Origin of the sequence: Rhodobacter sp. SGA-6-6 (genome assembly GCF_011043545.1) — a bacterium.
Lineage (GTDB): Bacteria > Pseudomonadota > Alphaproteobacteria > Rhodobacterales > Rhodobacteraceae > Pseudogemmobacter.
The window spans coordinates 33,673-58,315 of sequence record NZ_JAAKGP010000007.1 but is presented as its reverse complement, the minus strand read 5'-3'; the positions used below and the strand labels follow the sequence as shown (position 1 = coordinate 58,315).

The window sequence follows — 24,643 nt, the reverse complement described above, 5'->3', positions numbered from 1 at the left end:
ATGGCGACCCTTCTTCTTTCGGCGGCCGGCGCCGCCATCGGCGCCGGCTTCGGCGGCACCGTGCTGGGGTTGTCCGGCGCGGTGATCGGCCGGGCCGTCGGCGCCACCCTGGGCCGCAGCATCGACCAGCGCATCCTCGGCGGCGGGTCCGAGGCGGTGGAGGTCGGCCGGATCGACCGGCTGCGGCTGACCGGGGCCTCGGAAGGGGCGCCGGTGGGTCAGGTCTGGGGGCGGATGCGCATCGCCGGACAGGTGATCTGGGCGACGCAGTTCCGGGAGCATGTCACCCGGCGCGGCGGCGGCAAGGGGATGCCGCAGCCGAAGGTGACCGAATACAGCTATTCGGTCAGCCTGGCCATCGCGCTGTGCGAAGGGGAGATCCTGAAGGTCGGGCGGATCTGGGCCGACGGCACCGAGATCGCGCCGGACGATCTGAACCTGCGGGTCTATGCCGGCAGCGAGACGCAGGGACCCGATCCGCGGATCGAGGCGGTGGAGGGGGTAGGCCGGGCGCCGGCCTATCGCGGTATCGCCTATGTGGTGATCGAGGACCTGGACCTGACGGCGTTCGGCAACCGGGTGCCGCAGTTCTCCTTCGAGGTGGTGCGGGCGGCGCGGACCGCGCCGGGGGCGGAGCCCTCGCTGCACCAGGCGGTGCGGGCGGTGGCGATGATCCCGGGCACCGGGGAATATGCGCTGGCCACCACGCCGGTGCATCTGAACCACGGGCCGGGGCGCAGCGTTTCGGCGAATGTCCATACCGCCTCGGGCCGGACCGATTTTGCCACATCGCTGGAGCATCTGGCGACGGAGCTGCCGGAATGCGGCTCGGTCTCGCTGGTGGTGTCCTGGTTCGGCGACGACCTGCGCTGCGGGGCTTGCAAGGTGCAGCCGAAGGTCGAGCAGAAGCAGCTGGACGGGGTAGGAATGCCCTGGCGGGCGGGCGGGATCGGGCGGGCCGAGGCCGCGGTCGTGCCGCAGGTCGAGGGGCGGCCGGTCTATGGCGGCACCCCGGCAGATACCGCGGTGGTGGAGGCGATCCGAGCGGTCCGGGACAGGGGTATGGAGGTGATGTTCTATCCCTTCGTGCTGATGGACCAGCTGGCGGGGAACACCTTGCCCGACCCCTGGAGCGGGGCGGAGGGCCAGCCGGTGCTGCCCTGGCGGGGGCGGATCACCACCTCGGTCGCGCCGGGGCGGGCGGGGACGCCGGATCGCAGCGCCGGGGCCGAGGCGGAGGTGGCGGCCTTCTTCGGCGCGGCGTTGCCGTCGGATTTCGCCGTCTCGGGCGGGGCGGTCGGCTATTCCGGGCCGGCGGACTGGGGGTTCCGCCGTTTCATCCTGCATTACGCCCATCTTTGCGCGGCGGCGGGGGGCGTGGATGCGTTCTGCATCGGCTCGGAACTGGTGTCGCTGGTGCGGGTGCGGGGGGTGGGAGACGGTTTCCCGGCGGTGGCAGCGCTGGTGCGGCTGGCGGAGGAGGTGAAGGCGATCGTCGGGCCGGGCTGCAAGGTCAGCTATGCGGCGGACTGGACGGAATATGCCGGTTATCAGGCGGACGGGAACCTGTATTTCCCGCTGGATCCGCTGTGGGCCAGCCCGGCGGTCGATTTCGTCGGCATCGACAATTACATGCCGCTGTCGGACTGGCGCGACGAGGAGGGCCATGCCGACGAGGGCTGGGGCAGCCTCTACAATCTGGATTACCTGCGGGCGAACATCGCCAGCGGCGAATATCACGACTGGCATTACGACTCGCCGGAGGGGGAGGCGTTCCAGCGGCGGGAGCCGATCACCGATGGGGCCTATGGGGAGCCCTGGGTGTTCAGGGCCAAGGACCTGGGGGGGTGGTGGTCGAACCCGCATCACCCGCGGATCGGCGGGGTGCGGGAAGCGGCGGCGACCGGATGGGTGCCGATGTCGAAGCCGATCCGCTTTACCGAATACGGCTGTGCGGCCATCGACAAGGGGACGAACCAGCCGAACAGGTTCCTGGATGCGCTGTCGTCGGAATCCAGGCTGCCGCGGGCGTCGAGCGGGCGGCGGGACGATCTGGTGCAGATGCAATATCTGCGGGCGGTGGCAGGGCATTTCGCCGATCCGGCGCGGAATCCGGTCTCGCCGGTCTATGGCGGCCCGATGGTGGACATGGGCCATGCCCATGCCTGGGCCTGGGATGCGCGGCCCTTCCCGGCCTTTCCGGCGCGGGCGGACCTCTGGGCGGATGCCGGCGGCTATGCCCGCGGCCACTGGCTGAACGGGCGGGCGACCAGCCAGCCGCTGGATGCGGTGGTGCGCGAGATCTGCGGGCAGAGCGGGGTTGCCGCGCTGGACACCTCGGCGCTTTACGGGCTGGTCCGCGGCTATGCCGCCGATCAGGTGCAGCCGGGGCGGGCGACCCTGCAGCCGCTGCTGCTGGGTCATTCGGCCGATGCGGTGGAGCGGGATGGGATGCTGCGCTTCGCGTTGCGCGACGGGCGGGTGGTCCATGTGCTGGAGCCGGAAGACCTTGCGGTGGCCGAGGAGCTGGACGGCTATGCCGAGATCGCCCGGCAGGGCGCGGCGGAGGCCAGCGGCACGGTGCGGCTGGGCTATGTCGACGTGCAGGGCGATTTCGAGGTGCGGGCGGCCGAGGCGCGCTATCCCGACGAGGAATTGCGGGCGGTCTCGGCGACGGAACTGGCGCTCGGGCTGACGGCGGCGGAGGCGCGGGGGCTGACCCATCGCTGGCTGGCGGAGGAGAGGATCGGCCGCGATGCGATCCGGCTGGCGCTGCCGCCGTCGCGGCTGGCGGTGGGGGCGGGGGATACCGTCGCGCTGCAGGGGGCGCTGTGGCGGGTGGACCGGGTGGAGCGGGGCGATGTGGCGCTGCTTGAGGGGGTGCGGGTCGAGACCGGCACCTATCGCCCGGCGGACATGGACGAGGAGATCTTCGCCACGCGCGGCTTCGTGGCGCCGGTGCCGACCCATCCGGTGTTCCTGGACCTGCCGCTGCTGACCGGCGGCGAGGTGCCCCATGCGCCGCATGTGGCGGTGACGGCGGAGCCCTGGCCGGGGACGGTGGGGGTCTGGTCCTCGGCCGACGAGGCGGGGTTCGAGCTGAACCGGGTGATCGCGGCGCCGGCGGTGATCGGCGTGACCGAGACCGCGCTGGCGGCGGCGCGGCCCGGCCTCTGGGACCGGGGGGCGGCGCTGCGGGTGAGGGTGACCGGCGGGCCGCTGAGTTCGGCCGGCGAGATGCCGGTGCTGAACGGCGCCAATGCCATGGCCATCGGCGACGGCAGCGGCAGCACCTGGGAGGTGTTCCAGTTCGCCACCGCCGAGCTGGTCGCGCCGGACACCTGGGATCTGTCCTTGCGGCTGCGGGGGCAGGCGGGGACCGACGGGATCATGCCGGCGGAATGGCCGGCCGGCAGCACGGTGGTGCTGCTGGACCGGGCGTTGCAGCAGCTGGAGCTTGCGCCCTCGGCCCGGGGGTTGTTGCGGCACTACCGGATCGGCGTCACCGCCCGAGGCTACGACGACCCGGCGGTGGTGGCGCGGGCGGAGGCCTTCGACGGCATCGGGCTGCGGCCCTATCCGGTCTGCCATCTGCGGGCGGCGGGCAGGGTGGGGCAGGCTGTGCAGGCGAGATGGATACGGCGGACCCGGATCGAGGGCGACAGCTGGCAGCAGGCCGAGGTGCCGCTGGGGGAGGAGGCCGAGGCCTATCTGGTGCGGATCATGGCGGGCGAGACGATCCTGGCGGAATATCGGGAAAATGCCGCCGCCTTCAGCTATCCGGCCGCGGCGCAGGCTGTGGATGGGGTGACGGGAGCCTTCGACATCGCCGTTGCGCAATTGTCGGCGCGGTTCGGGCCGGGGCCGTTCCGCCGGGTCTCCGTCGGACCTTGACACCGGATGGCCCGTGCAATCCGGTTGCCGCCCGGGCCGTCTTGAAACATACTGCGGGGAGTAGGATATATCCCGCTCCGGCATCCGGCCGGACAGCAACAGGACGCTACGCCATGGCCGATCCCCGCATCAAGGTTACTCCCGTCGATCCGCTCTGGCGCCGCCTCTGCGACGAGGCGGAAGAGGCGGTGCGGGCCGAGCCCCTGCTGGGCTCGCTGATCCATTCCGGGTTGCTGCACCATCCCTCGATGGAACGCGCGCTGGCCTACCGCTTCTCGATGAAGCTGGCCTCGCCTGAGATGAGCGAGCAGATCCTGCGCGAGATCGCCGACGAGGCCTATCTGGCCGACCCGGACCTCGGCGCCGCCGCCCGCACCGACCTGATGGCGGTCTACGAGCGCGACCCGGCCTGCCACCGCTTCATCCAGCCGATCCTGTTCTTCAAGGGCTATCAGGCGGTGCAGGCCTATCGCGTCGGCAACTGGCTGTGGCGGATGGGCCGCAAGGACATGGCCTATTTCGTGCAGATGCGGGTCAGCGAGGTCTTCGGCGTCGACATCCACCCGGCGGCCCGCGTCGGCCGCGGCATCATGATCGACCACGCCCATTCCATCGTCATCGGCGAAACCGCGGTGGTGGGCGACAACGTGTCGATGCTGCATTCGGTCACCCTGGGCGGCACCGGCAAGGAAGACGGCGACCGCCATCCGAAGATCGGCGACGGCGTGCTGATCGGGGCGGGGGCCAAGGTGCTGGGGAACATCCATGTCGGCTATTGCTCGCGCATCGCCGCGGGCTCGGTTGTGCTGGAGGACGTGCCGCACAACACCACCGTGGCCGGCGTTCCCGCCCGCGTGGTCGGCAAGGCGGGCTGCGCGCAGCCGGCGCTGACCATGGACCAGATCCTGAAACCGGAATGACATGGAGGGGGTGAAGGCCGCGCTCCGCTCTGCCGCAGCGCTTGCCACCGGCAAGGCCATCACCCTTTTCGCCCGCTTCGTCACCGCTCCCCGTGCGCTGTGGCAGGGGATCGAGCCGACCTATGCGCAGCGGGTCTATTTCGCCAATCACAGTTCCAACGGCGATTTCGTGCTGATCTGGACGGTGCTGCCCGCCGCGCTGCGGGCCCGCACCCGGCCGGTCGCCGCGCTGGACTACTGGCTGAAATCCCCCCTCCGCGCCTTCATCGGCCGCGAGGTGTTCAACGCCGTCCTGATCGACCGCCGCCCCGAGGAACGGACCGAGGACCCGGTGGCGCAGATGGCCGCGGCGCTGGACGAGGGATCGTCGCTGATCCTGTTCCCCGAGGGCGGGCGCAATTCCGGCGAGACGCCGCTGCTGCCGTTCAAGTCCGGCCTCTACCACTTGGCCCGGATGCGGCCGAATGTCGATCTGGTGCCGGTCTGGATCTCGAACCTCAACCACGTCATGCCCAAGGGCAAGGTCGTCCCGGTGCCGCTGATCTGCACGCTGACCTTCGGCGCGGCGCTGCGGCTCGACCCGAACGAGAGCAAGGAGGCCTTCCTGGCCCGCGCCTCGTCCTCCCTGCTGGCCTTGTCGGGAGAGGCGGCATGAACGGCGCTCCGCATCTGCTCCTTCTGCTCGGTGGCGTGGCCTGCATCCTGGTGCTGGCGACGCTGATCGGGCAGGTGTTGCGGGCGCGGCTCGACCCGCAGGGCACCGATCCGGTGATCGAGAACCTGAACGCCCGCATCGCCGCCTGGTGGGGGATGGTGGCGCTTCTCTCCGTCGCCTTCATCGCCGGGCGGGGCGGGGTGATCCTGCTCTTCGCGCTCCTGTCCTTCGCCGCCCTGCGCGAGTTCCTCTCTCTGACCGCCAAGCACGCCGCCGACCACTGGTCTCTGGCGGCCGGCTTCTTCGTCATCCTGCCGCTGCAATACTGGCTGATCTGGCTGGACTGGTATGGGCTCTATTCCGTCTTCGTGCCGGTCTATGCCTTCCTGCTGCTGCCCGTCGTCTCGGCCCTGCACGGCAATACGAAGCACTTCCTGATCCGGGTGGCCGAGACCCAATGGGCGCTGATGATCTGCGTCTTCTGCATCAGCCATGTCCCGGCGCTGCTGACCCTGCAGATCCCCGGATTCGAGGGCCGCAACGTCATGCTGATCGCTTGGCTGATCTTCGTGGTGCAGCTGTCGGACGTGCTGCAATATGTCTGGGGCAAGCTGATCGGCCGCCGCAAGGTCGCGCCCAATCTCTCGCCCTCGAAGACCTGGGAGGGGCTGGTCGGCGGCGCGCTGTCCGCCACGCTGATCGGCGCCTCGCTGTGGTGGATGACACCGTTCACCCTGACCCAGGCGGCAGGCATGTGCCTTGTCATCACCCTGATGGGCTTCTTCGGCGGCCTCGTCATGTCGGCGATCAAGCGCGACAAGGGGGTGAAGGACTGGGGCCATCTGATCGCCGGGCATGGCGGCTTCATCGACCGGCTGGATTCGGTGATCTTCGCAGCACCGATCTTCTTCCACCTCACCCGCTACTGGTATTCTGCCGTATGAGCGCCAACCGACGCCCGCTGAATTCCCGCGACACCGCCTGGGCCAGGGCCCTTGCGGCGCGGCTGGTGGAAAGCCGCGTCACCCCGAACCACATCTCGCAGGCCTCGATGGGCTTCGCCGCCCTCGGCTTCCTGCTCTACTGGGGCGCGGGCTGCACCGGCGGTTTCCTGCAATTCCTCTGCCTGATCCTCGCCGCCGCCACGGTGCAGCTGCGGCTCCTCTGCAACCTGCTCGACGGCATGGTGGCGATCGAGGGCGGCCGGTCCGCCCCCACTGGTCCGTTCTGGAACGAGGCTCCGGACCGCGCTGCCGACATCCTCTTCCTCGCCGGAGCGGGCCTTGCCGCCGGTTGCCCCGCGCTCGGCCTCGCCGCCGCCGCGCTGGCCGTCGCCACCGCCTATATCCGCGAACTCGGCCGGGCCGAGGGCTTCCCGGCGGATTTCTCCGGCCCGATGGCAAAACCGCACCGCATGGCTGCGCTGACCCTCGGCAGCCTCATCGCCGCCTTCTACGCGACCGAATGGGTGATGACCCTCACCCTCTGGATCATCGCCCTCGGCACCGCCGCGACGATCCTGCGCCGCAGTTCCCGGCTGCTCTCTTCCCTGAACGCGAGATAGAAAAGAGAGGCCGAAGCCTCCCCTTTCATCTGTCCCCAAATATCCCGGGGGGTGCGGGGGGCTGGCCCCCCGCCCACGCCTCAGGCCAGCATCGAGATCGGGTTCTCCAGCGCCTCGACCACCACCTTCAGGAAGGCCGCGCCCAGGGCCCCGTCGATCACCCGGTGATCGACCGACAGCGTCATCGACATCACCGTCGCCACCCCGACCGAGCCGTCCGCCAGAACCACCGGCTTCTTCACCCCGGCGCCGACCGCAAGGATAGCGCCGTGCGGCGGGTTGATCACCGCGTCGAAATTCTCGATCCCCATCATCCCGAGGTTCGAGATCGCAAAGCTGCCGCCCTGATACTCATGCGGTGCCAGCTTCTTGGACTTCGCCCGGCTGGCCAGGTCCTTCATCTCCGCCGACAGGGCCGAGAGGGTCTTCTTCTCGGCATCCTTCAGGACGGGAGTGAAGAGCCCGCCCTCCACCGCCACGGCCACCGCCACATCCGAAGGCTTCAGCTTCAGGATGCGGTCGCCGGCCCAGACGGCATTGGCGTCCGGCACCGCCTGCAGTGCCAGGGCGCAGGCCTTGATGATGAAGTCGTTCACGCTCAGCTTCACGCCGCGGCTTTCCAGCCCCTTGTTCAGCTGCTCGCGGAAGGCCATCAGCGCATCCAGCCGCACCTCGCGGCGCAGGTAGAAATGCGGGATGGTTTGCTTGGCCTCGGTCAGCCGCGCCGCGATGGTCCGGCGCATCCCGTCCAGCGCGACCTCCTCGAAGTCGCGGTCGGCATAGAGCTTCAGCACCGTTTCCGGCGACATCCCCGCGGCCACTGCAGTGGGCTTCGCCGCAGCCGCCGGGGCAGGGACCGCCGCCGCGGCTGCCGCCGGAGCCGCAGCCCCCGGCTTCGCCGCTTCGACATCCGCCCGGACGATCCGGCCATGCGGGCCGGAGCCTTTCACCGCGGCGAGGTCCAGTCCCTTTTCCTTCGCGATCCGCCGCGCCAGCGGCGAGGCGAAGACCCGTGTGCCGCCAGAGGCCGCAGGTGCCGCTGCGGAAGCCGACGCAGCAGCAGGGGCAGGAGCCGCCGCGGGCGCATCGCCCGCCTTGGCCTCGGTCTTCGCCGGAGCCGACGACCCGCCGGAGGCGGTGGAGGAGGCGATTGCCGAGGCATCCTCGCCTTCCTCCAGCAGCACGGCGATGGGGGTGTTCACCTTCACCCCCGCCGTGCCCTCGGCCACCAGGATCTTCCCGACGGTGCCTTCATCGACCGCCTCGAATTCCATCGTCGCCTTGTCGGTCTCGATCTCGGCGATCACCATCCCCGACTTGACCTCGTCGCCTTCCTTCACCAGCCATCTGGCCAGCGTGCCCTCCTCCATCGTCGGAGAAAGCGCGGGCATCAATATTTGCGTCGCCATGGTCTCCCCCTTACCGATAGCAGACCGATTTCACCGCGGCGACGATCTCCGCCGGGGTGATCAGCGCCAGTTTCTCAAGGTTCGCCGCATAGGGCATCGGCACGTCCTTGCCGGTGCAGGTGATCACCGGCGCGTCGAGGTAGTCGAACGCCCGCTGCATGATCGTGCTGGCCAGGTGGTCGCCGATGCTGCCGACCGGGAAGCCCTCTTCCACTGTCACGCAGCGGTTGGTCTTCTGCACCGAGGCCAGCACCGTGTCGTAGTCGATGGGCCGCAGGGTGCGCAGGTTGATCACCTCGGCCTGGATGCCCTCCTTCGCCAGGTCCTCGGCGGCGGCCAAGGCGTGGGACACGCCGATGCCGAAGGAGACCAGCGTCACATCCGCGCCCTCGCGCAGGATGCTGGCCTTGCCGAAGGGAATGGTGAAGTCGCCCTCGGCCGGCACCTCGAAGCTGCGGCCATAGAGGATCTCGTTCTCCAGGAACACCACCGGATTCGGATCGCGGATCGCCGATTTCAACAGACCCTTCGCATCCGCCGCGGTATAGGGCATGCAGACCCGCAGCCCCGGGATCGCCGCATACCAGGCCGCGAAGTCCTGGCTGTGCTGCGCGCCCACCCGCGCCGCCGCGCCGTTCGGGCCGCGGAACACCATCGGGCTGCCCATCTGGCCGCCCGACATATACAGCGTCTTCGCCGCCGAGTTGATGATGTGGTCGATCGCCTGCATGGCGAAGTTGAAGGTCATGAACTCGACGATGGGCCTCAAGCCGCCCCAGCTGGCGCCGGTGGCGATGCCGGCGAAGCCGATCTCGGTGATCGGGGTGTCCACCACCCGCTTCGGCCCGAACTCGTCCAGCAACCCTTGCGAGATCTTGTAGGCGCCCTGGTATTCGCCGACTTCCTCGCCCATCAGGAAGACCGATGCGTCCGCCCGCATCTCCTCGGCCATCGCCTCGCGCAGGGCTTCACGCACCGTCATGGTCCTGGTCGGCACGCCTTCCGGCACGTCGGAATGCGGCCAGCCCTTCGCCGCCTGCACCGGGGCAGGGGGCGCGGCCACGGGGGCGGCGGCCACCGCCGCCGGAGCCTCGCCCTTCTCGGCCGCCGCAGACACCGCGGCGGGAGCAGGGGCGTCGGAGACGGTTTCGCCTTCCTCGACCAGCACCGCGATGGGGGTGTTCACCTTCACCCCCGCCGTGCCCTCGGCCACCAGGATCTTCCCGACGGTCCCCTCATCGACCGCCTCGAATTCCATCGTCGCCTTGTCGGTCTCGATCTCGGCGATGATCTGGCCGGATTTCACCGCATCGCCTTCCTTCACCAGCCATTTGGCCAGCGTGCCCTCCTCCATCGTCGGAGAAAGCGCGGGCATCAATACTTGCGTCGCCATGGTCTTCCTCCCTCAGGCGTAGATGTCGGTCCAGAGCTCGTCCAGCGGCGGCTCCGGGCTTTCCTTCGAGAACTCGGCCGCCTCGTTCACCAGCGCCTTGATCTCCTTGTCGATGGCCTTCAGCTCCTCGTCCGAGGCCAAGCCCCCCTGCGTCAGCAGGTCCCGCACATGCTCGATGCAGTCCTTCTCGGTCTTGATCTTCTCGACCTCCTCGCGGGTGCGGTATTTCGCCGGGTCCGACATCGAATGCCCGCGATAGCGATAGGTCATCATCTCCAGGATATAGGGCCCCTTGCCGGCCCGGCAGTGTGCCACCGCCTTCTCGCCCGCCGCCTTCACCGCCAGCACGTCCATGCCGTCGACCTGTTCGCCCGGAATGCCATAGGCCACGCCGCGGCCATAGAGCGTTTCCGACTTGGTGGCCCGCTTCATGCTGGTGCCCATGGCATATTGGTTGTTCTCGATCACGAAGACCACCGGCAGGTCCCAGAGTTCGGCCATGTTGTAGGTCTCGTAGACCTGGCCCTGGTTCGCCGCGCCGTCGCCGAAATAGGTGAAGGTCACGTTGTCGTTGCCCAGATACTTGTCGGCGAAGGCCAGCCCGGCCCCCAGCGGCACCTGCGCCCCGACGATGCCGTGGCCGCCGTAGAAGTGGCGCTCTTTGCTGAACATGTGCATCGAGCCGCCCTTGCCCTTCGAGTAGCCCCCGATGCGCCCGGTCAGTTCCGCCATCACCCCCTTGGCATCCATGCCGCAGGCCAGCATGTGGCCGTGGTCGCGGTAGGAGGTGATCCGCTTGTCACCTTCCTTGGATGCGGCTTCCAGCCCGACGACCACCGCCTCCTGGCCGATGTAGAGGTGGCAGAAGCCGCCGATCAGGCCCATGCCGTAAAGCTGCCCGGCCTTCTCCTCGAAGCGGCGGATCAGCAGCATGTCCCGGTAATATTTCAGAAGTTCGTCCTTCGAGACATTGGGCCTCGACTCCGGCTTCCTCGCCATAGGCTTCTCCTCCCCGGAAAAGAAATGGTTCAACGTTAAACTATCCATATACTATCGGGGAACATTGAGTCAAAGCAAGTCTGCCGTGCCGGGTTGCGCCCGGCGCAGGGGGATTTGCGCCGGAGAGGGGCGGATCGGAACGGAACTGGAACCGACGTCTTGGCCGGGCGGGAGAAGGCGAGGCACTGCCTCGCCCCCGCCCGTGCGGGACATATCACCCGGAGACGGCGGTGGCACGAGATCCCGAGAGGCCAGCGCCCGACCCGGCGGGCGAGAAGCCCGCCGAGGGCGGGGCGGGCGCTGGCCGGGCCTTTGGGCCCGGCCCGACAGATGGCAATGGCATCGCATGGCGAAGGCAGAAGCCTTCGCCAAAGCAGACCGGACTGTCGTCGGCTCTCAGCGGATGACGATCTCGTCCGCGCGCATGTAGCCCAGGACCTCGCGCGCCTGCTGGTCCAAGAGGTCCAGGTCCAGATAGGCGTCCGACAGCCGGTGGGTCAGGTTCTGCACCTCGGCCAGTTCGGTGCGCAGGCGGTCGCGCTCGGCCCGCAGCTGGTCGGCCTCGGCGGCGATCTCGACCCGGCGGAACACGCCGTAGTCGCCCTGCACCGCGGCGAAGGTGAAATAGCCGCCGAGCGCGAAAGCCAGGATGAAATAGGTCAACCCGCCCAGGGTGCGCCGCGCCGTCTTGTGGGTCATTCTGCCGCCTCGTCCTGCCCCTCTGCGGGGGCCTTTGGCGAACCATGCCATGGCTGCGGCGAAAAGGGAATCCCCATCCTGCGGGATTCCCTGGTTTTTACCGCCTCAGCCGGCGACGGAGGCCGCGTGGATCGAGCCGATGGCCTCGGCCAGCACCGCGTCGAACTCGGCATCGCTCTGCTGCGCCGACAGCCCCTCGGTCAGCGCCCGGCTGAACGACGCGATCATGCCGCGGTTGCGCGCCAGGATCGCATTGGCCGCCGCCCGCGAATGCCCGCCCGACAGCGCCACCACCTTCAGCACCTTGGGGTGATCGACCAGCGGCGCATAGAAATTGTCCACCGTCGGCAGCGACAGCTTCAGCATCACCTGCTGCCCGGACGGCAACGCCTCCAGCCCCTTCAGGATCGCCTCGCGCAGCATCGCCTCGGCCTCGGCCTTGTCGGCGATCGAGATGGTCACCTCCGGCTCCAGGATCGGCATCAGCCCATGCGCCGCCACCTGGGCGCCGACCGCGAACTGCTGGTCCACCACCGCCTGGATGCCCTTTTCATTGGCCGCCGAGATCACCGAGCGTTCCTTGGTCCCGAAGATCCCCGCCTTCACCCCGCGGGCCAGCAGGCCATCCAGCCCCGGCATCGGCTTCATCAGCTGGCAGCCGTCGGCCTCCGCCTCCAGCCCCTTGTCGATCTTCAGGAAGGGCACGACATGGCGGTTTTCCCACAGATAGGTGGCGGTCGGGATGCCGTCCACGTCGCGGTCCATGGTCTGCTCGAACAGGATCGCGCCCACCACCTTGTCGCCGGTGAAGGCGGGCGACTTGATGATCCGCACCCGCATGGCATGGATCAGGTCGAACATGCCCTTCTCGTCGGACCATTCCGTCTCGGCCACGCCGTATTGCTTCAGCGCCTTCGGGGTCGATCCGCCCGACTGGTCCAGCGCGGCGATGAAGCCGCGCCCTTCGGCGATCTGTCTGGTCATCTCGGCATTGGCCATGGCGCACCCTGTCTGCAATGGGAAATCCTGCCCTCCGGCATAGCCTCGATGCCCGCGCCCCGCAATCCGGCTTGCGCTAACGGCGGGTCTCAGCCCATCAGCGCCTTCACCCCCGGCAGATCCTTCCCTTCCATCCATTCGAGGAAGGCCCCGCCCGCGGTGGAGATGAAGGTGAAGTCCTCCGCCGCGCCGGCGCCGTTCAGCGCTGCCACGGTGTCGCCGCCGCCGGCGACCGAGACCAGCCGTCCGGCCCGGGTCAGCCGCGCCGCCTCGGCCGCCGCCGCATTGGTCGCCATGTCGAAGGGCGGGATCTCGAAGGCCCCCAGCGGGCCGTTCCAGATCAGCGTGGCGCATTGGCCCATCACCGCGGTCAGGCGCGCCACCGTCTCGGGGCCGGCGTCGAGGATCATCGCATCCGCCGGGCAGGCCGAGGCCACGACGATCTCGCTGGCAGCCCCCGCCTTGAACTCGCGCGCCACCACCACATCGACCGGCAGGTGGATGCTGCAACCCGCCGCCTTGGCCTTCTCGATGATCTCCGCCGCCGTTCCGGCCATGTCGCGCTCGGCCAGCGACGTGCCGACCTCCAGCCCCTGCGCCAGCAGGAAGGTGTTGGCCATGCCGCCGCCGATCGCCAGATGGTCGACCCTGCTCACCAGGTTGCCCAGAAGCTCCAGCTTGGTCGATACCTTGGCGCCGCCCACCACCGCCATCACCGGCCGGGCAGGGGTGCCGAGCGCGGCTTCCAGCGCCTTCAGCTCCGCCTCCATCAGCCGCCCGGCGGCGTGCGGCAGCAGATGCGCCAGCCCCTCGGTCGAGGCATGGGCCCGATGCGCGGCCGAGAAGGCGTCGTTGACATAGATGTCGCCGAGCGCCGCCATCGCCTTCGCCAGTTCGGGGTCGTTCTTCTCCTCGCCGGGGTGGAAGCGGGTGTTCTCCAGCAGAACCACCTCGGCCGGCCCGGCCTTGGCGATGGCCTCCGCCGCGACCTCGCCGATGCAATCCGCGCCGAACACCACCTTGCGGCCCAGGCTGGCCTCCAGCGAGGGCAGGATGCGCGACAGGCTCATCTCCGGCACCACCTTGCCCTTCGGCCGGTCGAAATGCGCCAAGAGCACCACCTTGCCGCCGCGGGCGATGATATCCTCCACCGTCGGCCTGATCTTGTCGATCCGCGTGGTGTCGGTGACGGTCGCGCCCTCCATCGGCACGTTGATGTCGACGCGCGCCAGCACCACCTTCCCGGCCATGGCGATATCGTCCAGCGTGTTCCAGCCCATCGTCGCGTCTCCCTGTTCGTTCGGCCGCAGGTTTGACCGAAGCCGCCCGCCCGCGTCAACCGATCACGGGCTTTTGCCCTTCCCCTTGCGGCATCCCGCCGCTACGTTTCCCGCCGACATGACACGAGGAGAGCGGCCATGGCCGAGATCAAGGACCCCGAGAACACCATCATCATGACGCTGAAGGACGGCGAGGTGGTGATCCAGCTCTTGCCCGACGTAGCGCCGAAACATGTCGAGCGGATGAAGCAGCTGGCCCGCGACAAGGCCTATGACGGCGTGGCCTTCCACCGGGTGATCGACGGCTTCATGGCCCAGACCGGCGATGTCGAGAACGCCAACATGGACAGCCCGAACTACAACCCCCGCCGGGCGGGGACGGGCGGGTCGAAATATCCCGACCTGCCGGCCGAATTCTCCAAGGTCCCGCACGCCCGCGGGTCGCTCGGCGCGGCGCGGTCGCAGAACCCGAACTCGGCCAACAGCCAGTTCTTCATCAACTTCGGCGAGAACAGCTTTCTCAACGGCCAGTATACCGTCTACGGCCAGGTGATTTCCGGCATGGAGCATGTCGACAAGATCACCCGCGGCGAGCCGCCGGCTTCGCCCGACCGCATGATCACCGTCCGGGTGGCCGCCGATGTTGCGTAAGCTCATCCTCGCCGCCGTCCTGCTGGCCTCTCCCGCCTTCGCGCAGACCCCGCCCGACGGCCCCGGCCCCAACCTGGTGATCGAGGTCGCGGGCGAGGCCAACGGCACCGTGGTCATCGACCTGCTGCCCGACTACGCCCCGAAACACGTGGCGCAGATCGTGGCGTTGGCGGAATCCGGCGCCTATGACGGCGTGGTCTTCCACCGCGTCATCGACGGCTTCATGGCCCAGACCGGCGACGTGCGCTATGGCAAGGCGGGGGGCGACCTGTCGATGGCCGGCATGGGCGACAGCGACATGCCGAACCTGCCGGCCGAATTCTCGGACGTCTCGTTCCAGCGCGGCATCGTCGGCATGGCCCGGGCGCAGGACCCCGACAGCGCGAACAGCCAGTTCTTCATCATGTTCGCCCCGGCGCCGCATCTGGACGGGCAATATACCGTGGTCGGCCATGTGGTGCAGGGCATGGAGGTGGTGGACGCCGTCGCCAAGGGCGAGCCGCCGGCGACGCCCGACGTGATGACCAGGGTCACGGTCCAGAAGTGACGCGGAAGAGGCCCTTCGGGGCCTCTTCTCATTCGGCGCAGCCGTGCAGGCGGAACTGGTCCCAAGGCTCCTCGCCCGGGCTGGAGAACACCGCATAGCGCAGCTTGCGGCCGAGGTCGGTCAGGATCAGGCTGTCTGGCGCCTTCTCCTGCGGCCCGGGCAGGCCGGCCACCACGCCGTCCTGCAGCGCATAGACCACGCCCTCCCAGGCCCGGCACTCCTCCGCCGCTTCCTCGGACAGCGGCCCGTCGTCCGGCCCCGGCCGGTCGCAGCCGGAGTAGAGCTGGCCCACGTCCCTGCTGGTGCCCATGTTCTGCCCGATCCGGCCCCAGAGCACCCGTCCGTCGCGCAGCCCGAGTTCGATGGAATAGATCGTGCCGCCTGACCCCTCCCAAGGCGCCGGAGTGCGGATGCGCAGCTCCGTCCCCGTCTCGGTGTCCGCATAGAGCGCCAGCGTCATCGGGCAGGCCTGCGCCGCGCCCGCCGTCAGCGCCAGCGCCGCCAGCGCGGCCCGCATCATCCCAGCACCACCAGCGCGTGGCGTTTGCGCCCCGCGGTCAGCTTCACCGGCTCGGCCAGTTCGCTGGCGCCGAAACGCAGGCCGGCGTCGGTGACGGTCTCGTCGTTCACCTTGGCGCCGCCCTCGGCGATCAGCCGCTTGGCGTCCTTGCCCGACCCCGCCAGCCCGGCCCGCACCAGCAACTGCACGATGCCGACGCCCTCGGCCAATTCCTCGGGTGCCAGCGTCACCGTCGGCAGGTCGTCGCCGATGCCGCCCTTCTCGAACACCTCGCGCGCCGTCGCCTCGGCCGCCGCCGCCGCCTCGGCCCCGTGCAGCAGCGTGGTGGCCAGATTGGCCAGCGTCACCTTCGCCTCGTTGATCTCGGCCCCCTGCAGCGCGCCCAGCCGGTCGCATTCCTCGACCGGCAGCTCGGTGAAAATCTTCAGGAAGCGGCCGGTATCGGCATCCGTGGTGTTGCGCCAGAACTGCCAGAACTCGTAAGGGCTCAGCATGTCGCCGTTCAGCCAGACCGCGCCGGAGGCCGACTTGCCCATCTTCCGCCCGTCCGAAGTGGTGAGAAGCGGCGTGGTCAGCCCGTAGATCTCCTTGTCGATCACCCGCCGGGTCAGGTCCACCCCGTTGACGATGTTGCCCCACTGGTCGCTTCCGCCCATCTGCAGCAGGCAGCCATAGCGCCGGTGGATTTCCAGGAAATCATAGGCCTGCAGGATCATGTAGTTGAATTCGAGGAAGGACAGCGATTGCTCCCGGTCCAGCCGCGACTTCACGCTCTCGAAGCTCAGCATCCGGTTGACGCTGAAATGCCGGCCGATGTCGCGCAGGAAATCCAGGTAGTTCAGGCTGTCCAGCCATTCGGCATTGTTCAGCATGATCGCGTCGGTCGGCCCGTCGCCGTAGGACAGGTATTTCGCAAAGACCTTCTTCAGCCCGGCGATGTTCTCGTCGATCTTCTCCGGCGTCAGCAGCGGCCGCTCCTCGGACCGGAAGGAGGGATCGCCCACCTTGGTGGTGCCGCCGCCCATCAGCGTGATCGGCCTGTGACCGGTCTTCTGCAGCCAGCGCAGCACCATGATGTTCATCAGGTGGCCGACATGCAGCGACGCCGCGGTGGCGTCATAGCCGATATAGGCCGGCACCACGCCCTTGACCAAGGCCTCGTCCAGCGCCTGATAGTCGGTGCAGTCGGCGACGAAGCCGCGCTCGAACATCACGCGCAGGAAATCGGATTTCGGATGGTAGGTCATGGCTTGCCCGTGCTTTAAGGTGCAGGCGGTATAGCGGGGCAGGGGATGAAGGGGAAGATGGCGAAGGCGGAAGGTCCGGTCTGGGCTCTGGGGGCGATGTCGGGCACTTCGCTGGACGGGGTCGATGCCGCGATGGTGCTGACCGACGGCCATTCGGTGCAGGAGTTCGGGCCTGTCGCCTACCGCCCCTATACGCAAGCCGAGCAATCCGTGCTGCGCGCCGCCCTCGGTCGCTGGCCCGGAGATCCCGGCGTGGCCGAGGCGGCGGAGGTGGTGGAGACCGCCCATGCCGAACTGCTGTCGCGCTTCTCCGGCGTCGATGTGGTCGGCTTCCACGGCCAGACCCTGGCGCATGACCCGAAGGGCAGGGGCACCCACCAGGCCGGCAACGGCAGCCTGCTGGCGCAGGTGCTGGACCGGCCGGTGGTCTGGGATTTCCGCTCCTCCGATGTGGCGCTCGGCGGGCAGGGCGCGCCGCTGGCCCCGTTCTACCATTTCGCGCTGGCCAAGCGGATCGGCGCGACGGAGCCACTGGCCTTCCTCAACCTCGGCGGCGTCGGCAACCTGACCTGGGTCGACCCGGCGCAGCCGGCGCCCGAGGTTCCCGGCGCGCTCCTGGCCTTCGACACCGGCCCGGCCAATGCCCCGATCGACGACCTGATCCGCGGGCGGCTGGGGCGTGATCGGGACGACGGTGGCAGTCTCGCCGCGAAGGGCCGGGTGAGGAAACAGGTGATCGAGGCCTTCCTGGCCCATCCCTATTTCTACCGCGTCCCGCCGAAGTCGCTGGACCGCAACGATTTCGCCGGCCTCTTGCAGGCGGTGAAGCCGCTCGGCACCGAGGCGGCGCTGGCCACCCTCACCGCTGCCGCCGCGGCCGCGGTGGCGCAGGGGGCGGAGCATTTCCCGAAGCCCATCTCCCGCCTGCTCGTCACCGGCGGCGGCCGCCACAATGCCACGCTGATGCGGCATCTTTCGCGGAAATTCCCCTGCCCGGTCCAGCCGGTGGAGGCGGCGGGTCTCGACGGTGACATGCTGGAGGCGCAGGCCTTCGCCTTCCTCGCTGTGCGGGTGATGCGCGGCCTGCCCACCTCCTGCGCCTCGACCACCGGCGTTCCCGCGGCAGTCGGCGGCGGCCAGGTCAGCCGGCCGTAGCGCGCCGCTCGTCGGGAACTTCGTTCCTCCTCGCGCGGACACTCCCGCGAGGAGTGCATGAAATGCAACGACGAGCGCTGCCGCCTACCCCCGCGCCCGCCGCAGCACCGACCAGGAATAGACCACCAGCGCCGCCCAGATGAAGCCGAAGGCCACCAGCTTCACCTTGCTGAACGGCTCGCCGAAAAGGAACACCGCGGTCAGGAAGATCATCGTCGGCGCGATGTATTGCATGATGGCGATGGTCGACAGCCGCAGCCGCTTGGCGCCGTTGGCATAGATCATCAGCGGCGCCGCGGTGACGATGCCGCAGCCGAACAGCATCCATGTGTCGAAGGGCACACCCGCCATGAAATGCCCCGTCCCCTGCCACGCCAGCCAGCCGGCATAGCCGAGGCCGAAGGGCAAGAGGATCAGCACCTCCAGCGCGAAGCCCTGGTTCGGGCCGATCGGCAGGCGGCGTTTCAGATAGGCATAGAAGCCCCAGGTCAGGAACAGCCCCGCGGCGATGACGGGCAACTGCCCGGCCTCCCAGGTCAGGATGCCGACGGCGATGCAGACCAGTGCGATGGCCAGCCACTGGATGCCGCGCAGGCGTTCCCCCAGCAGCACCGCGCCGAGGAAGATCGAGAACAGCGGGTTGATGTAATAGCCCAAGGCCGCGTCCAGCGCATGGTCCGCGCCGATGGCCCAGACATAGATCCCCCAGTTGACCGAGATGATCGTCGCCGTCAGCGCCGCCATCCCCAGCATCCGCGGATTGGTCAGCGCCGCCTTCAGGTCCGCCGTCCGCCCCAGCCAGACCAGCACGATCAGCGCCACCGGCACCGACCAGATCACCCGGTGCGCGATCACCTCGACCGGCGGGATATGCGCCAGCGCCTTCATGTAAAGCGGCAGGAACCCCCAGAGGAGATAGGCCGCAAGCCCGTAGAAGAACCCCGAAAGGGTGTCCCCGCTGTCGGTCTGCCCGGTCATGCACCGGGCATATCCGCCCCGCCGGTGCAGCGCCATGGGGAAGTTGTCACCCTTACAATCGGCGGAAGCCCCGCAGGCCCGCTGGACCCCTGCGGCGCTCCTGCCTTAAGCTCCGGCTACCTTCCTGCGCGCCTCGCCTGATCCCGGGCAGAGGTCTCCCGGCACCCCTTCTACCGAAGCTGGCCGAGGAAGAGAGCGAAGCGAGGCTGCGCAACGGGCACCCTCCGCACGGAAGACGGATGCCCCGCGCCGACCTTTCCCTCCGCCCGCATGGTCCATCCCGCCGTATGGTCCATCCGCCCGCAGGCGCCCTCCGGGCGTATGCGCCCTGCCGCCCACTTGCGCCCGCTACCGCCCGGCCCGGACCCGCCGCGCCAGATATTCCCGGGTGAAGGCCGCGTAGCCCTCCGCCGTCACCCGCAACTCGTCGCGCATCAGCGCATGGACCTCGGGCAGGCGGTGGAAGGGGACGGCGGGCCAGACGTGGTGCTCGACGTGATAGGGCATGTTCCAGGCCAGCGCCCGGACGATGCGGTTGGTGAAGGTGGTCCGGGTGTTCTCGAACATGTTCGCCACCCGCGGGCAGTCGCCATGCTCGGCCAGCAGATAGAGCCGCAGCACCGGCTGGCCCAGCAGCGCCGGCACCACCCAGACCCACAGCACCGCGGGCGTCCAGATCAGGCTGGCCGCCAGCCCGGCATGGACCAGCGCCATCCCCCGCGCCTCGCGGATAATGCGGGCCTTGGCGCCCTCGGGCAGGTAGTCGCCCTCGGCCCGGCCCAGGGTCAGCGCCGCCATCAGCCGCAGCCCGGCGCCCCAGAACGGCAGGCCCGAGACATGCCAGAGCCAGGCCGGCAGGCTTTCGGGTTTTTCCGAGGCCAGTTCCGGGTCCTTGCCCGGCAGGTTGGTCCAGCGGTGATGCGCCAGGTGGAACCAGCGGAACCACTCGAACGGCAGCAGCAACACCAGCCCGCAGAACCGCCCGACCCAGGTGTTCAGCCGCTCGCTGGCGAAGGGGGTGCGGTGGGTGCATTCGTGTTCCAGGGTGAAGAGGAAGACCAGCAGCACCCCCTGCACCGGCAGCAGCACCTGCCAGCCCGGCACACCCGCCGCGATCAGCCCGCCGCAGAGAAGGATCGCCCCCAGATGCCCGGCCAGATGGCGCAGGCCGCGGGCATCGGACCTTTCCGTCATCCCGGCCCGCACATCGAGCGGCAGGCCCGACAGGAAGTCCTTGTGATCCATCGCCGCCTCCCGCTCCGGCTGCTGTTTCGATCCGGTGCCCGATCCTGCCCGCTCTCGCCGCCAAGCGCCAGATCTGCCGTCCCTCTCAACCGGCAGACCGCTGCCCCATCCGCCAGTATGGGCAATACGGGCGCATCGTCCATACGGGCGTATGGCGGATTCGGGCGCATGGCCCGTGCCGGAATATGGTCCATACGGACGCGATCCGGATTGTGCCTCGCCGCATCCTGCCGTCGCGGACTGCCCTCCGGGGGCGCCGGCGGACTGGAGGCGAGGGAGGCGGAAGCGGCCGCTTTGCGCATCAGGGGCGCAGACGGCCCAAGCGACGAAGCTCGATGCCGCGGTCGAAACCGGCCCGGGCGGGCCTCCGCTGCCGGGCTTCTGATCCTCTCCTCGGCTGGGCCGGTCCGGCCGAGACCGATGGGAAAGCGCGAGACCGGTGGGAAAGGACGTGGCCGCTGGCGAAGCGACGGGGTGGTCGCGGGCGAGGCGGCAAGGTGGCATCAGCCGTTTCTCTATCATCGGCAGCGGGCGTCATGCCCGGAGCGAAGCGGCAAGGTGCACCGGCCTGTCGTAAACCCGGGGCGATTTTTCCTCAACCGCGCCCGCTTCTTCACCCCGACAGCCCGCGCTGCCCCACAGGTCCCGGCATACGTCCCGGCCGCTTCCCGCTCACACCCTCCGCATTTCCCCCGGCGCCAGCCCCTCCAGCGTCCAGTCGCCCACCCGCCAGCGGATCAGCCGCAGGCAGGGCAGGCCGACGGCGGCGCACATCCGGCGCACCTGACGGTTGCGGCCCTCGCGCAGGGTCAGCTCGATCCAGCCGTCCGGCACCGTCTTGCGCATCCGCACCGGCGGCACCCGGGGCCACAGCCATTCGGGCGTATCCACCCTCCGGGCGCCGGCGGGAAGGGTCGGGCCGTCCTTCAGATCGACCCCGCGGCGCAGCCGCTCCAGCGCCGCCTCGGCGATCACCCCCTCGACCTGCGCCAGATAGACCTTCTCCAGCTTGTGGCGCGGATCGCTGATCCGGGCCTGCAGCTTGCCGTCGTCGGTCAGCACCACCAGTCCTTCGGAATCGCGGTCCAGCCGCCCGGCCGGATAGACGCCTTTCTCGCACACGAAATCGGCCAGCACCGGCCGCCCCTCGCCGTTGGTGAACTGGCAGAGCACGTCATAGGGTTTGTTCAACAGGATCAGCCGGGCCATGCGCGCCATGGGTAGCGCATCGCCGGGCGGCTTGCCAGCGGGCGGCGCGGCTGGCAGGGTCGGCCCATGCAGATCGTCGTCATCGGCGCCGGAGTGATCGGCGCAGCCATCGCCTTCCAGCTGGCCCGCCGCGGCCATGCGGTCACCCTCCTCGACAGCCACGGCATCGCCGCCGGGGCCTCGGGGCGCAGCTTCGGCTGGATCAACGCCTCCTATTTCCTGACCGAGGCGCATTACCGGCTGCGGCTGGAGGGCATCGCCGCCCACCGCCGCCTCTGTGAGACGCTGCCCGGCAACCCCACCGGCTGGCCCGGCTGCCTGTGGTTCGAGGAGGAGGGCGCGGCGCAAGCCACCTTCGCCGCGGACCTGCGCGCCCTCGGCTATCCGGTGGAGCCCTGGGACCGCGCCCGCATCGCCCGGGAACTGCCGCAACTCGGCGCCGCGCCGGAGACCGCGCTGTTCCTGCCGGGCGAGGGCGCGGTGGACCCGGGCCTGCTGGCCGCCCGGCTGATCGCCGCCTCCGGCGCGCGGCTCTGGCGCGGGGTGGCGGCCGAGGCGCTGGTGGAGGCGCAGGGCAGGGTGGCCGGCGTCCGCACCGCGCAGGGGGTGCTGGCGGCCGATGCCGTGGTGGTCGCCGCCGGCACCGGCGCGCCGGCGCTGGTGGAGCCGCTGGGGGTGGCGCTGCCGATGGTCGCGCGCCCCGGGCTGATCCTGAAGACGCCGCCCTTGCCGCCGGTGCTGCCGCTGATCCTCTGGGGTCCGGGCGGAGAACTGCGGCAGGACGAGGCCGGGCGCCTGGTGATGCCGACCGCCGCCAACCATCAGGGCGGCGCGGCCGAGACCATCGCCGGGCTGGCCGGGACCCATGCCGATGCGGCGATGGCCCGGCTGCGGGCGCTGCTGCCCGGGGTGAAGACCGACTGGGACGAGGTGGCGCTGGCCCACCGGCCGGTGCCGGGCGACGGCCTGCCGGTGATCGGTGCGGCGCGGCCCGGCCTCTGGCTGGCGGTGATGCATTCCGGCGCCACGCTGGCCGCGATCACCGGGGAACTGGTGGCGCAGGAGATCGAGGGCGGGGAAAGCCCGCTGCTCGCCGCCTTCCGGCCTCAACGCTTCGACTAGGCGATTTCCGCCCGGAATCGCTGCGGATTTCGCGCGAAATCCGCCACCGGCTTGCAGCCGCCGGGGAAGGAGGCTATGCCTTGCCTTGGATATGTTATGATATAACATATCAATCAGGAATCCGCTCGAAAGGAACCACAGATGCAGATGACGAGATTCGGATGGGCGGGGCTGCTGGCGCTTGCCCTGGCGCTGCCCGCCGCCGCGCAGCAGGCGACCGAGGGCCACGACCATGACCACGATCACGCGCATGACCATTCCCATGCCGACGACAAGGTCTACCAGGGCTATTTCGACGATGCCCAGGTCTAGGCCCGCAGCCTGTCGGACTGGGAAGGCGACTGGCAGTCGGTCTATCCGCTGCTGCAGGACGGCACGCTGGACCCGGTGATGGCGCACAAGGCCGAGCACGGCGACAAGACCGCCGAGGAGTATCGCGCCTATTACGACACCGGCTACCGCACCGATGTCGACCGGATCGATATCCACGGCGACCGGGTCAGCTTCCACAGCGCCTCGGGCGTGGTCTCCGGCACCTATGCCGACGACGGGCACGAGGTGCTGACCTACGAGAAGGGCAACCGCGGCGTCCGCTACATCTTCCGCAAGGTCGAGGGCGATGCCGGGGCTCCGGCCTTCATCCAGTTCAGCGACCACGCCATCGCGCCGGTGAAGGCGGGGCACTACCACCTCTACTGGGGCGACGACCGCGCGGCGCTGTTGCAGGAAGTCACCAACTGGCCGACCCATTATCCCGCCGCGCTGACCCCGGCGGAAATCGTCGCCGAGATGCAGGCGCATTGATCGAAGGGCGGGTCTCCTCAGGGGGCCCGCCGCAAATGCCAGCGTCTGCGCGCCTCAGCCCTTAAGGATCGAGTCCCCGGCGTATTCCGCCGTCTCGCCCAGCATTTCCTCGATGCGGATCAGCTGGTTGTATTTCGCCAGCCGGTCCGACCGCGCCAGCGAGCCGGTCTTGATCTGGCCGCAGTTGGTGGCGACGGCAAGGTCGGCGATGGTGGCATCCTCGGTCTCGCCCGAGCGGTGGGACATCACGTTGGTATAGCCGGCCCGATGCGCCATCTCCACCGCCTGCAGGGTCTCGGTCAGGGTGCCGATCTGGTTCACCTTCACCAGCATGGAATTGGCGCAGCCCTTGCCGATGCCCTCGGCCAGACGGCGGGGGTTGGTGACGAAGAGGTCGTCGCCGACCAGCTGGATCTTCTTGCCCAGGACCTCGGTCAGGGCCTTCCAGCCCTCCCAGTCGTCCTCGGCCATGCCGTCCTCGATGGAGATGATCGGATAATCGCCGACCAGCCCGGCCAGATATTCGACGTTCTCGATGGAGGACAGGATTTTCCCTTCTCCGGCAAGGTGATACTTGCCGTCCTTGAAGTATTCCGTCGCGGCGCAGTCCAGCGCGAGGTAGATATCCTCGCCCGGCCGATAACCTGCCTTCTCGATGGATTTCAGAATGAAATCAAGTGCATCCCGGGTGGAGCTGAGATTCGGTGCGAAGCCGCCCTCGTCGCCGATCCCGGTGGAGAGGCCGGCCGCCGAGAGCTCCTTCTTCAGCGTGTGAAAGACCTCGGACCCCATCCGCACCGCGTCGCGGATGTCGTCCGCGCCCACCGGCATGATCATGAATTCCTGGATGTCGATGGGGTTGTCGGCGTGCGCCCCGCCGTTGATGATGTTCATCATCGGCACCGGCAGCACGCGCGCCGAGGTGCCGCCGACATAGCGGTAGAGCGGCTGGCTGGAATATTCCGCCGCCGCCTTGGCCACCGCGAGGCTGACGCCCAGGATGGCGTTGGCGCCGAGGCGGCCCTTGTTCGGGGTGCCGTCCATCTCGATCATGGTGCGGTCGATGCCGACCTGCTCGGTGGCGTCGTAGCCGACCAGTTCCTCGGCGATCTCCCCGTTGACCGCGGCCACCGCCTCCAGCACGCCCTTGCCCATGTAGCGGCCCTTGTCGCCGTCGCGCCGCTCCACCGCCTCATGCGCGCCGGTGGAGGCGCCCGAGGGCACCGCGGCCCGGCCCATGGCGCCGCTTTCCAGCACCACGTCCACCTCGACGGTGGGATTGCCGCGGCTGTCGAGGATCTCGCGCGCGTGGATGTCGATGATCGTGCTCATGGGGTCTCCCGGTGGGACAAG

21 protein-coding genes and 1 pseudogene are annotated in these 24,643 nt (G+C 69.1%); 10 read left to right on the top strand and 12 right to left on the bottom strand.

What is annotated here, in order from left to right; all coding sequences use genetic code 11:
- From G5B31_RS13845 to G5B31_RS13825, 5 genes are all read left to right on the top strand, one after another.
- Nucleotides 1-3,894, top strand: coding sequence for a glycoside hydrolase/phage tail family protein (locus tag G5B31_RS13845; RefSeq protein WP_165018669.1), 3,894 nt, complete (start codon nucleotides 1-3; stop codon nucleotides 3,892-3,894).
- 113 nt (nucleotides 3,895-4,007) lie between these two features.
- Nucleotides 4,008-4,814, top strand: coding sequence for a serine O-acetyltransferase (gene cysE / locus G5B31_RS13840; RefSeq protein ID WP_165018667.1), 807 nt, complete (start codon nucleotides 4,008-4,010; stop codon nucleotides 4,812-4,814).
- 1 nt (nucleotide 4,815) lies between these two features.
- The gene (locus G5B31_RS13835; RefSeq protein ID WP_165018665.1) at nucleotides 4,816-5,469 is read left to right on the top strand and encodes a lysophospholipid acyltransferase family protein; all 654 of its coding nucleotides are present in this window, start codon (nucleotides 4,816-4,818) and stop codon (nucleotides 5,467-5,469) included.
- Nucleotides 5,466-6,413 (top strand): phosphatidate cytidylyltransferase, encoded by a 948-nt coding sequence (locus tag G5B31_RS13830; protein WP_165018663.1) that lies wholly within the window; start codon nucleotides 5,466-5,468, stop codon nucleotides 6,411-6,413. The genes G5B31_RS13835 and G5B31_RS13830 overlap by 4 nt, the downstream gene beginning before the upstream one ends.
- On the top strand, nucleotides 6,410-7,033 hold the full coding sequence (locus tag G5B31_RS13825) for a CDP-alcohol phosphatidyltransferase family protein (protein WP_165018661.1): 624 nt from the start codon (nucleotides 6,410-6,412) through the stop codon (nucleotides 7,031-7,033). Before G5B31_RS13830 ends, G5B31_RS13825 begins: the two co-directional genes overlap by 4 nt.
- A gap of 80 nt (nucleotides 7,034-7,113) precedes the next feature.
- On the opposite strand, the gene G5B31_RS13820 is transcribed toward G5B31_RS13825, so the two are convergent.
- The 6 genes from G5B31_RS13820 to G5B31_RS13795 form a co-directional block, all read right to left on the bottom strand.
- Entirely contained in the window at nucleotides 7,114-8,442 is a 1,329-nt protein-coding gene (locus G5B31_RS13820; protein ID WP_165018659.1) for a pyruvate dehydrogenase complex dihydrolipoamide acetyltransferase, read from the bottom strand.
- A 10-nt stretch (nucleotides 8,443-8,452) separates the two neighbouring features.
- Complete coding sequence (locus tag G5B31_RS13815; protein WP_165018657.1) at nucleotides 8,453-9,835, bottom strand: pyruvate dehydrogenase complex E1 component subunit beta; 1,383 nt, start codon at nucleotides 9,833-9,835, stop codon at nucleotides 8,453-8,455.
- Nucleotides 9,836-9,847: 12 nt separating this feature from the next.
- On the bottom strand, nucleotides 9,848-10,834 hold the full coding sequence (gene pdhA / locus G5B31_RS13810) for a pyruvate dehydrogenase (acetyl-transferring) E1 component subunit alpha (RefSeq protein ID WP_165018655.1): 987 nt from the start codon (nucleotides 10,832-10,834) through the stop codon (nucleotides 9,848-9,850).
- A gap of 396 nt (nucleotides 10,835-11,230) precedes the next feature.
- Nucleotides 11,231-11,533: a septum formation initiator family protein gene (locus G5B31_RS13805; RefSeq protein ID WP_165018653.1), complete on the bottom strand. Its 303-nt coding sequence runs from the start codon at nucleotides 11,531-11,533 to the stop codon at nucleotides 11,231-11,233.
- Nucleotides 11,534-11,638: 105 nt separating this feature from the next.
- The gene (locus G5B31_RS13800; RefSeq protein ID WP_165018957.1) at nucleotides 11,639-12,532 is read right to left on the bottom strand and encodes a fructose bisphosphate aldolase; all 894 of its coding nucleotides are present in this window, start codon (nucleotides 12,530-12,532) and stop codon (nucleotides 11,639-11,641) included.
- Nucleotides 12,533-12,621: 89 nt separating this feature from the next.
- Complete coding sequence (locus G5B31_RS13795) at nucleotides 12,622-13,812, bottom strand: phosphoglycerate kinase (protein WP_165018651.1); 1,191 nt, start codon at nucleotides 13,810-13,812, stop codon at nucleotides 12,622-12,624.
- A 138-nt stretch (nucleotides 13,813-13,950) separates the two neighbouring features.
- Between G5B31_RS13795 and G5B31_RS13790 the strand changes: the two genes are divergently transcribed.
- Together G5B31_RS13790 and G5B31_RS13785 are read left to right on the top strand one after the other, a co-directional pair.
- Nucleotides 13,951-14,463 (top strand): peptidylprolyl isomerase, encoded by a 513-nt coding sequence (locus tag G5B31_RS13790; RefSeq protein ID WP_165018649.1) that lies wholly within the window; start codon nucleotides 13,951-13,953, stop codon nucleotides 14,461-14,463.
- Nucleotides 14,453-15,010, top strand: a complete 558-nt coding sequence (locus G5B31_RS13785) for a peptidylprolyl isomerase (RefSeq protein WP_165018647.1) — start codon at nucleotides 14,453-14,455, stop codon at nucleotides 15,008-15,010. Before G5B31_RS13790 ends, G5B31_RS13785 begins: the two co-directional genes overlap by 11 nt.
- Nucleotides 15,011-15,038: 28 nt before the next feature.
- Here G5B31_RS13785 and G5B31_RS13780 read toward each other — a convergent pair whose 3' ends face one another.
- Nucleotides 15,039-15,530, bottom strand: a complete 492-nt coding sequence (locus tag G5B31_RS13780; protein ID WP_165018645.1) for a hypothetical protein — start codon at nucleotides 15,528-15,530, stop codon at nucleotides 15,039-15,041.
- Nucleotides 15,527-16,777 carry a tyrosine--tRNA ligase gene (tyrS, locus tag G5B31_RS13775; protein ID WP_165018643.1) on the bottom strand — a complete coding sequence of 417 codons (1,251 nt, stop codon included), beginning with the start codon at nucleotides 16,775-16,777 and terminating at the stop codon, nucleotides 15,527-15,529. Before tyrS ends, G5B31_RS13780 begins: the two co-directional genes overlap by 4 nt.
- A gap of 57 nt (nucleotides 16,778-16,834) precedes the next feature.
- Here tyrS and G5B31_RS13770 point away from each other — a divergent pair, with 57 nt between their 5' ends.
- A complete protein-coding gene (locus G5B31_RS13770) occupies nucleotides 16,835-17,932 on the top strand; it encodes an anhydro-N-acetylmuramic acid kinase (RefSeq protein WP_165018642.1) in 1,098 nt (365 codons plus the stop codon).
- A gap of 84 nt (nucleotides 17,933-18,016) precedes the next feature.
- Here the strand turns inward: G5B31_RS13770 and rarD are convergent, their stop codons facing one another.
- From rarD to G5B31_RS13755, 3 genes are all read right to left on the bottom strand, one after another.
- Nucleotides 18,017-18,910, bottom strand: a complete 894-nt coding sequence (gene rarD, locus G5B31_RS13765; protein WP_165018640.1) for an EamA family transporter RarD — start codon at nucleotides 18,908-18,910, stop codon at nucleotides 18,017-18,019.
- A 348-nt stretch (nucleotides 18,911-19,258) separates the two neighbouring features.
- The gene (locus G5B31_RS13760) at nucleotides 19,259-20,155 is read right to left on the bottom strand and encodes a fatty acid desaturase (RefSeq protein ID WP_165018638.1); all 897 of its coding nucleotides are present in this window, start codon (nucleotides 20,153-20,155) and stop codon (nucleotides 19,259-19,261) included.
- Between the two features lie 672 nt (nucleotides 20,156-20,827).
- Nucleotides 20,828-21,364 (bottom strand): pseudouridine synthase, encoded by a 537-nt coding sequence (locus G5B31_RS13755; RefSeq protein WP_165018956.1) that lies wholly within the window; start codon nucleotides 21,362-21,364, stop codon nucleotides 20,828-20,830.
- A 66-nt stretch (nucleotides 21,365-21,430) separates the two neighbouring features.
- On the opposite strand from G5B31_RS13755, the gene G5B31_RS13750 reads away from it, so the two are divergent.
- Entirely contained in the window at nucleotides 21,431-22,486 is a 1,056-nt protein-coding gene (locus G5B31_RS13750; protein ID WP_165018636.1) for an FAD-binding oxidoreductase, read from the top strand.
- Nucleotides 22,487-22,633: 147 nt separating this feature from the next.
- A pseudogene (locus G5B31_RS13745) lies at nucleotides 22,634-23,290 on the top strand (metal-binding protein ZinT).
- 54 nt (nucleotides 23,291-23,344) lie between these two features.
- Here the strand turns inward: G5B31_RS13745 and eno are convergent.
- Entirely contained in the window at nucleotides 23,345-24,622 is a 1,278-nt protein-coding gene (gene eno, locus G5B31_RS13740; protein ID WP_165018634.1) for a phosphopyruvate hydratase, read from the bottom strand.
- Between the last annotated feature and the right edge of the window lie 21 nt (nucleotides 24,623-24,643).

What these genes read in the sequence shown, in the direction of transcription:
- G5B31_RS13760 (WP_165018638.1), bottom strand. Translation starts at nt 20,155, where the DNA reads ATGGATCACAAGGACTTCCTGTCGGGCCTGCCGCTCGATGTGCGGGCC.
- pdhA (WP_165018655.1), bottom strand. Translation starts at nt 10,834, where the DNA reads ATGGCGAGGAAGCCGGAGTCGAGGCCCAATGTCTCGAAGGACGAACTT.
- G5B31_RS13820 (WP_165018659.1), bottom strand. Translation starts at nt 8,442, where the DNA reads ATGGCGACGCAAATATTGATGCCCGCGCTTTCTCCGACGATGGAGGAG.
- cysE (WP_165018667.1), top strand. Translation starts at nt 4,008, where the DNA reads ATGGCCGATCCCCGCATCAAGGTTACTCCCGTCGATCCGCTCTGGCGC.
- G5B31_RS13790 (WP_165018649.1), top strand. Translation starts at nt 13,951, where the DNA reads ATGGCCGAGATCAAGGACCCCGAGAACACCATCATCATGACGCTGAAG.
- G5B31_RS13755 (WP_165018956.1), bottom strand. Translation starts at nt 21,364, where the DNA reads ATGGCCCGGCTGATCCTGTTGAACAAACCCTATGACGTGCTCTGCCAG.
- G5B31_RS13785 (WP_165018647.1), top strand. Translation starts at nt 14,453, where the DNA reads ATGTTGCGTAAGCTCATCCTCGCCGCCGTCCTGCTGGCCTCTCCCGCC.
- G5B31_RS13835 (WP_165018665.1), top strand. Translation starts at nt 4,816, where the DNA reads ATGGAGGGGGTGAAGGCCGCGCTCCGCTCTGCCGCAGCGCTTGCCACC.
- G5B31_RS13845 (WP_165018669.1), top strand. Translation starts at nt 1, where the DNA reads ATGGCGACCCTTCTTCTTTCGGCGGCCGGCGCCGCCATCGGCGCCGGC.
- G5B31_RS13770 (WP_165018642.1), top strand. Translation starts at nt 16,835, where the DNA reads ATGGCGAAGGCGGAAGGTCCGGTCTGGGCTCTGGGGGCGATGTCGGGC.
- G5B31_RS13795 (WP_165018651.1), bottom strand. Translation starts at nt 13,812, where the DNA reads ATGGGCTGGAACACGCTGGACGATATCGCCATGGCCGGGAAGGTGGTG.
- G5B31_RS13825 (WP_165018661.1), top strand. Translation starts at nt 6,410, where the DNA reads ATGAGCGCCAACCGACGCCCGCTGAATTCCCGCGACACCGCCTGGGCC.
- G5B31_RS13780 (WP_165018645.1), bottom strand. Translation starts at nt 15,530, where the DNA reads ATGATGCGGGCCGCGCTGGCGGCGCTGGCGCTGACGGCGGGCGCGGCG.
- tyrS (WP_165018643.1), bottom strand. Translation starts at nt 16,777, where the DNA reads ATGACCTACCATCCGAAATCCGATTTCCTGCGCGTGATGTTCGAGCGC.
- G5B31_RS13830 (WP_165018663.1), top strand. Translation starts at nt 5,466, where the DNA reads ATGAACGGCGCTCCGCATCTGCTCCTTCTGCTCGGTGGCGTGGCCTGC.
- G5B31_RS13800 (WP_165018957.1), bottom strand. Translation starts at nt 12,532, where the DNA reads ATGGCCAATGCCGAGATGACCAGACAGATCGCCGAAGGGCGCGGCTTC.
- rarD (WP_165018640.1), bottom strand. Translation starts at nt 18,910, where the DNA reads ATGACCGGGCAGACCGACAGCGGGGACACCCTTTCGGGGTTCTTCTAC.
- G5B31_RS13750 (WP_165018636.1), top strand. Translation starts at nt 21,431, where the DNA reads ATGCAGATCGTCGTCATCGGCGCCGGAGTGATCGGCGCAGCCATCGCC.
- eno (WP_165018634.1), bottom strand. Translation starts at nt 24,622, where the DNA reads ATGAGCACGATCATCGACATCCACGCGCGCGAGATCCTCGACAGCCGC.
- G5B31_RS13815 (WP_165018657.1), bottom strand. Translation starts at nt 9,835, where the DNA reads ATGGCGACGCAAGTATTGATGCCCGCGCTTTCTCCGACGATGGAGGAG.
- G5B31_RS13805 (WP_165018653.1), bottom strand. Translation starts at nt 11,533, where the DNA reads ATGACCCACAAGACGGCGCGGCGCACCCTGGGCGGGTTGACCTATTTC.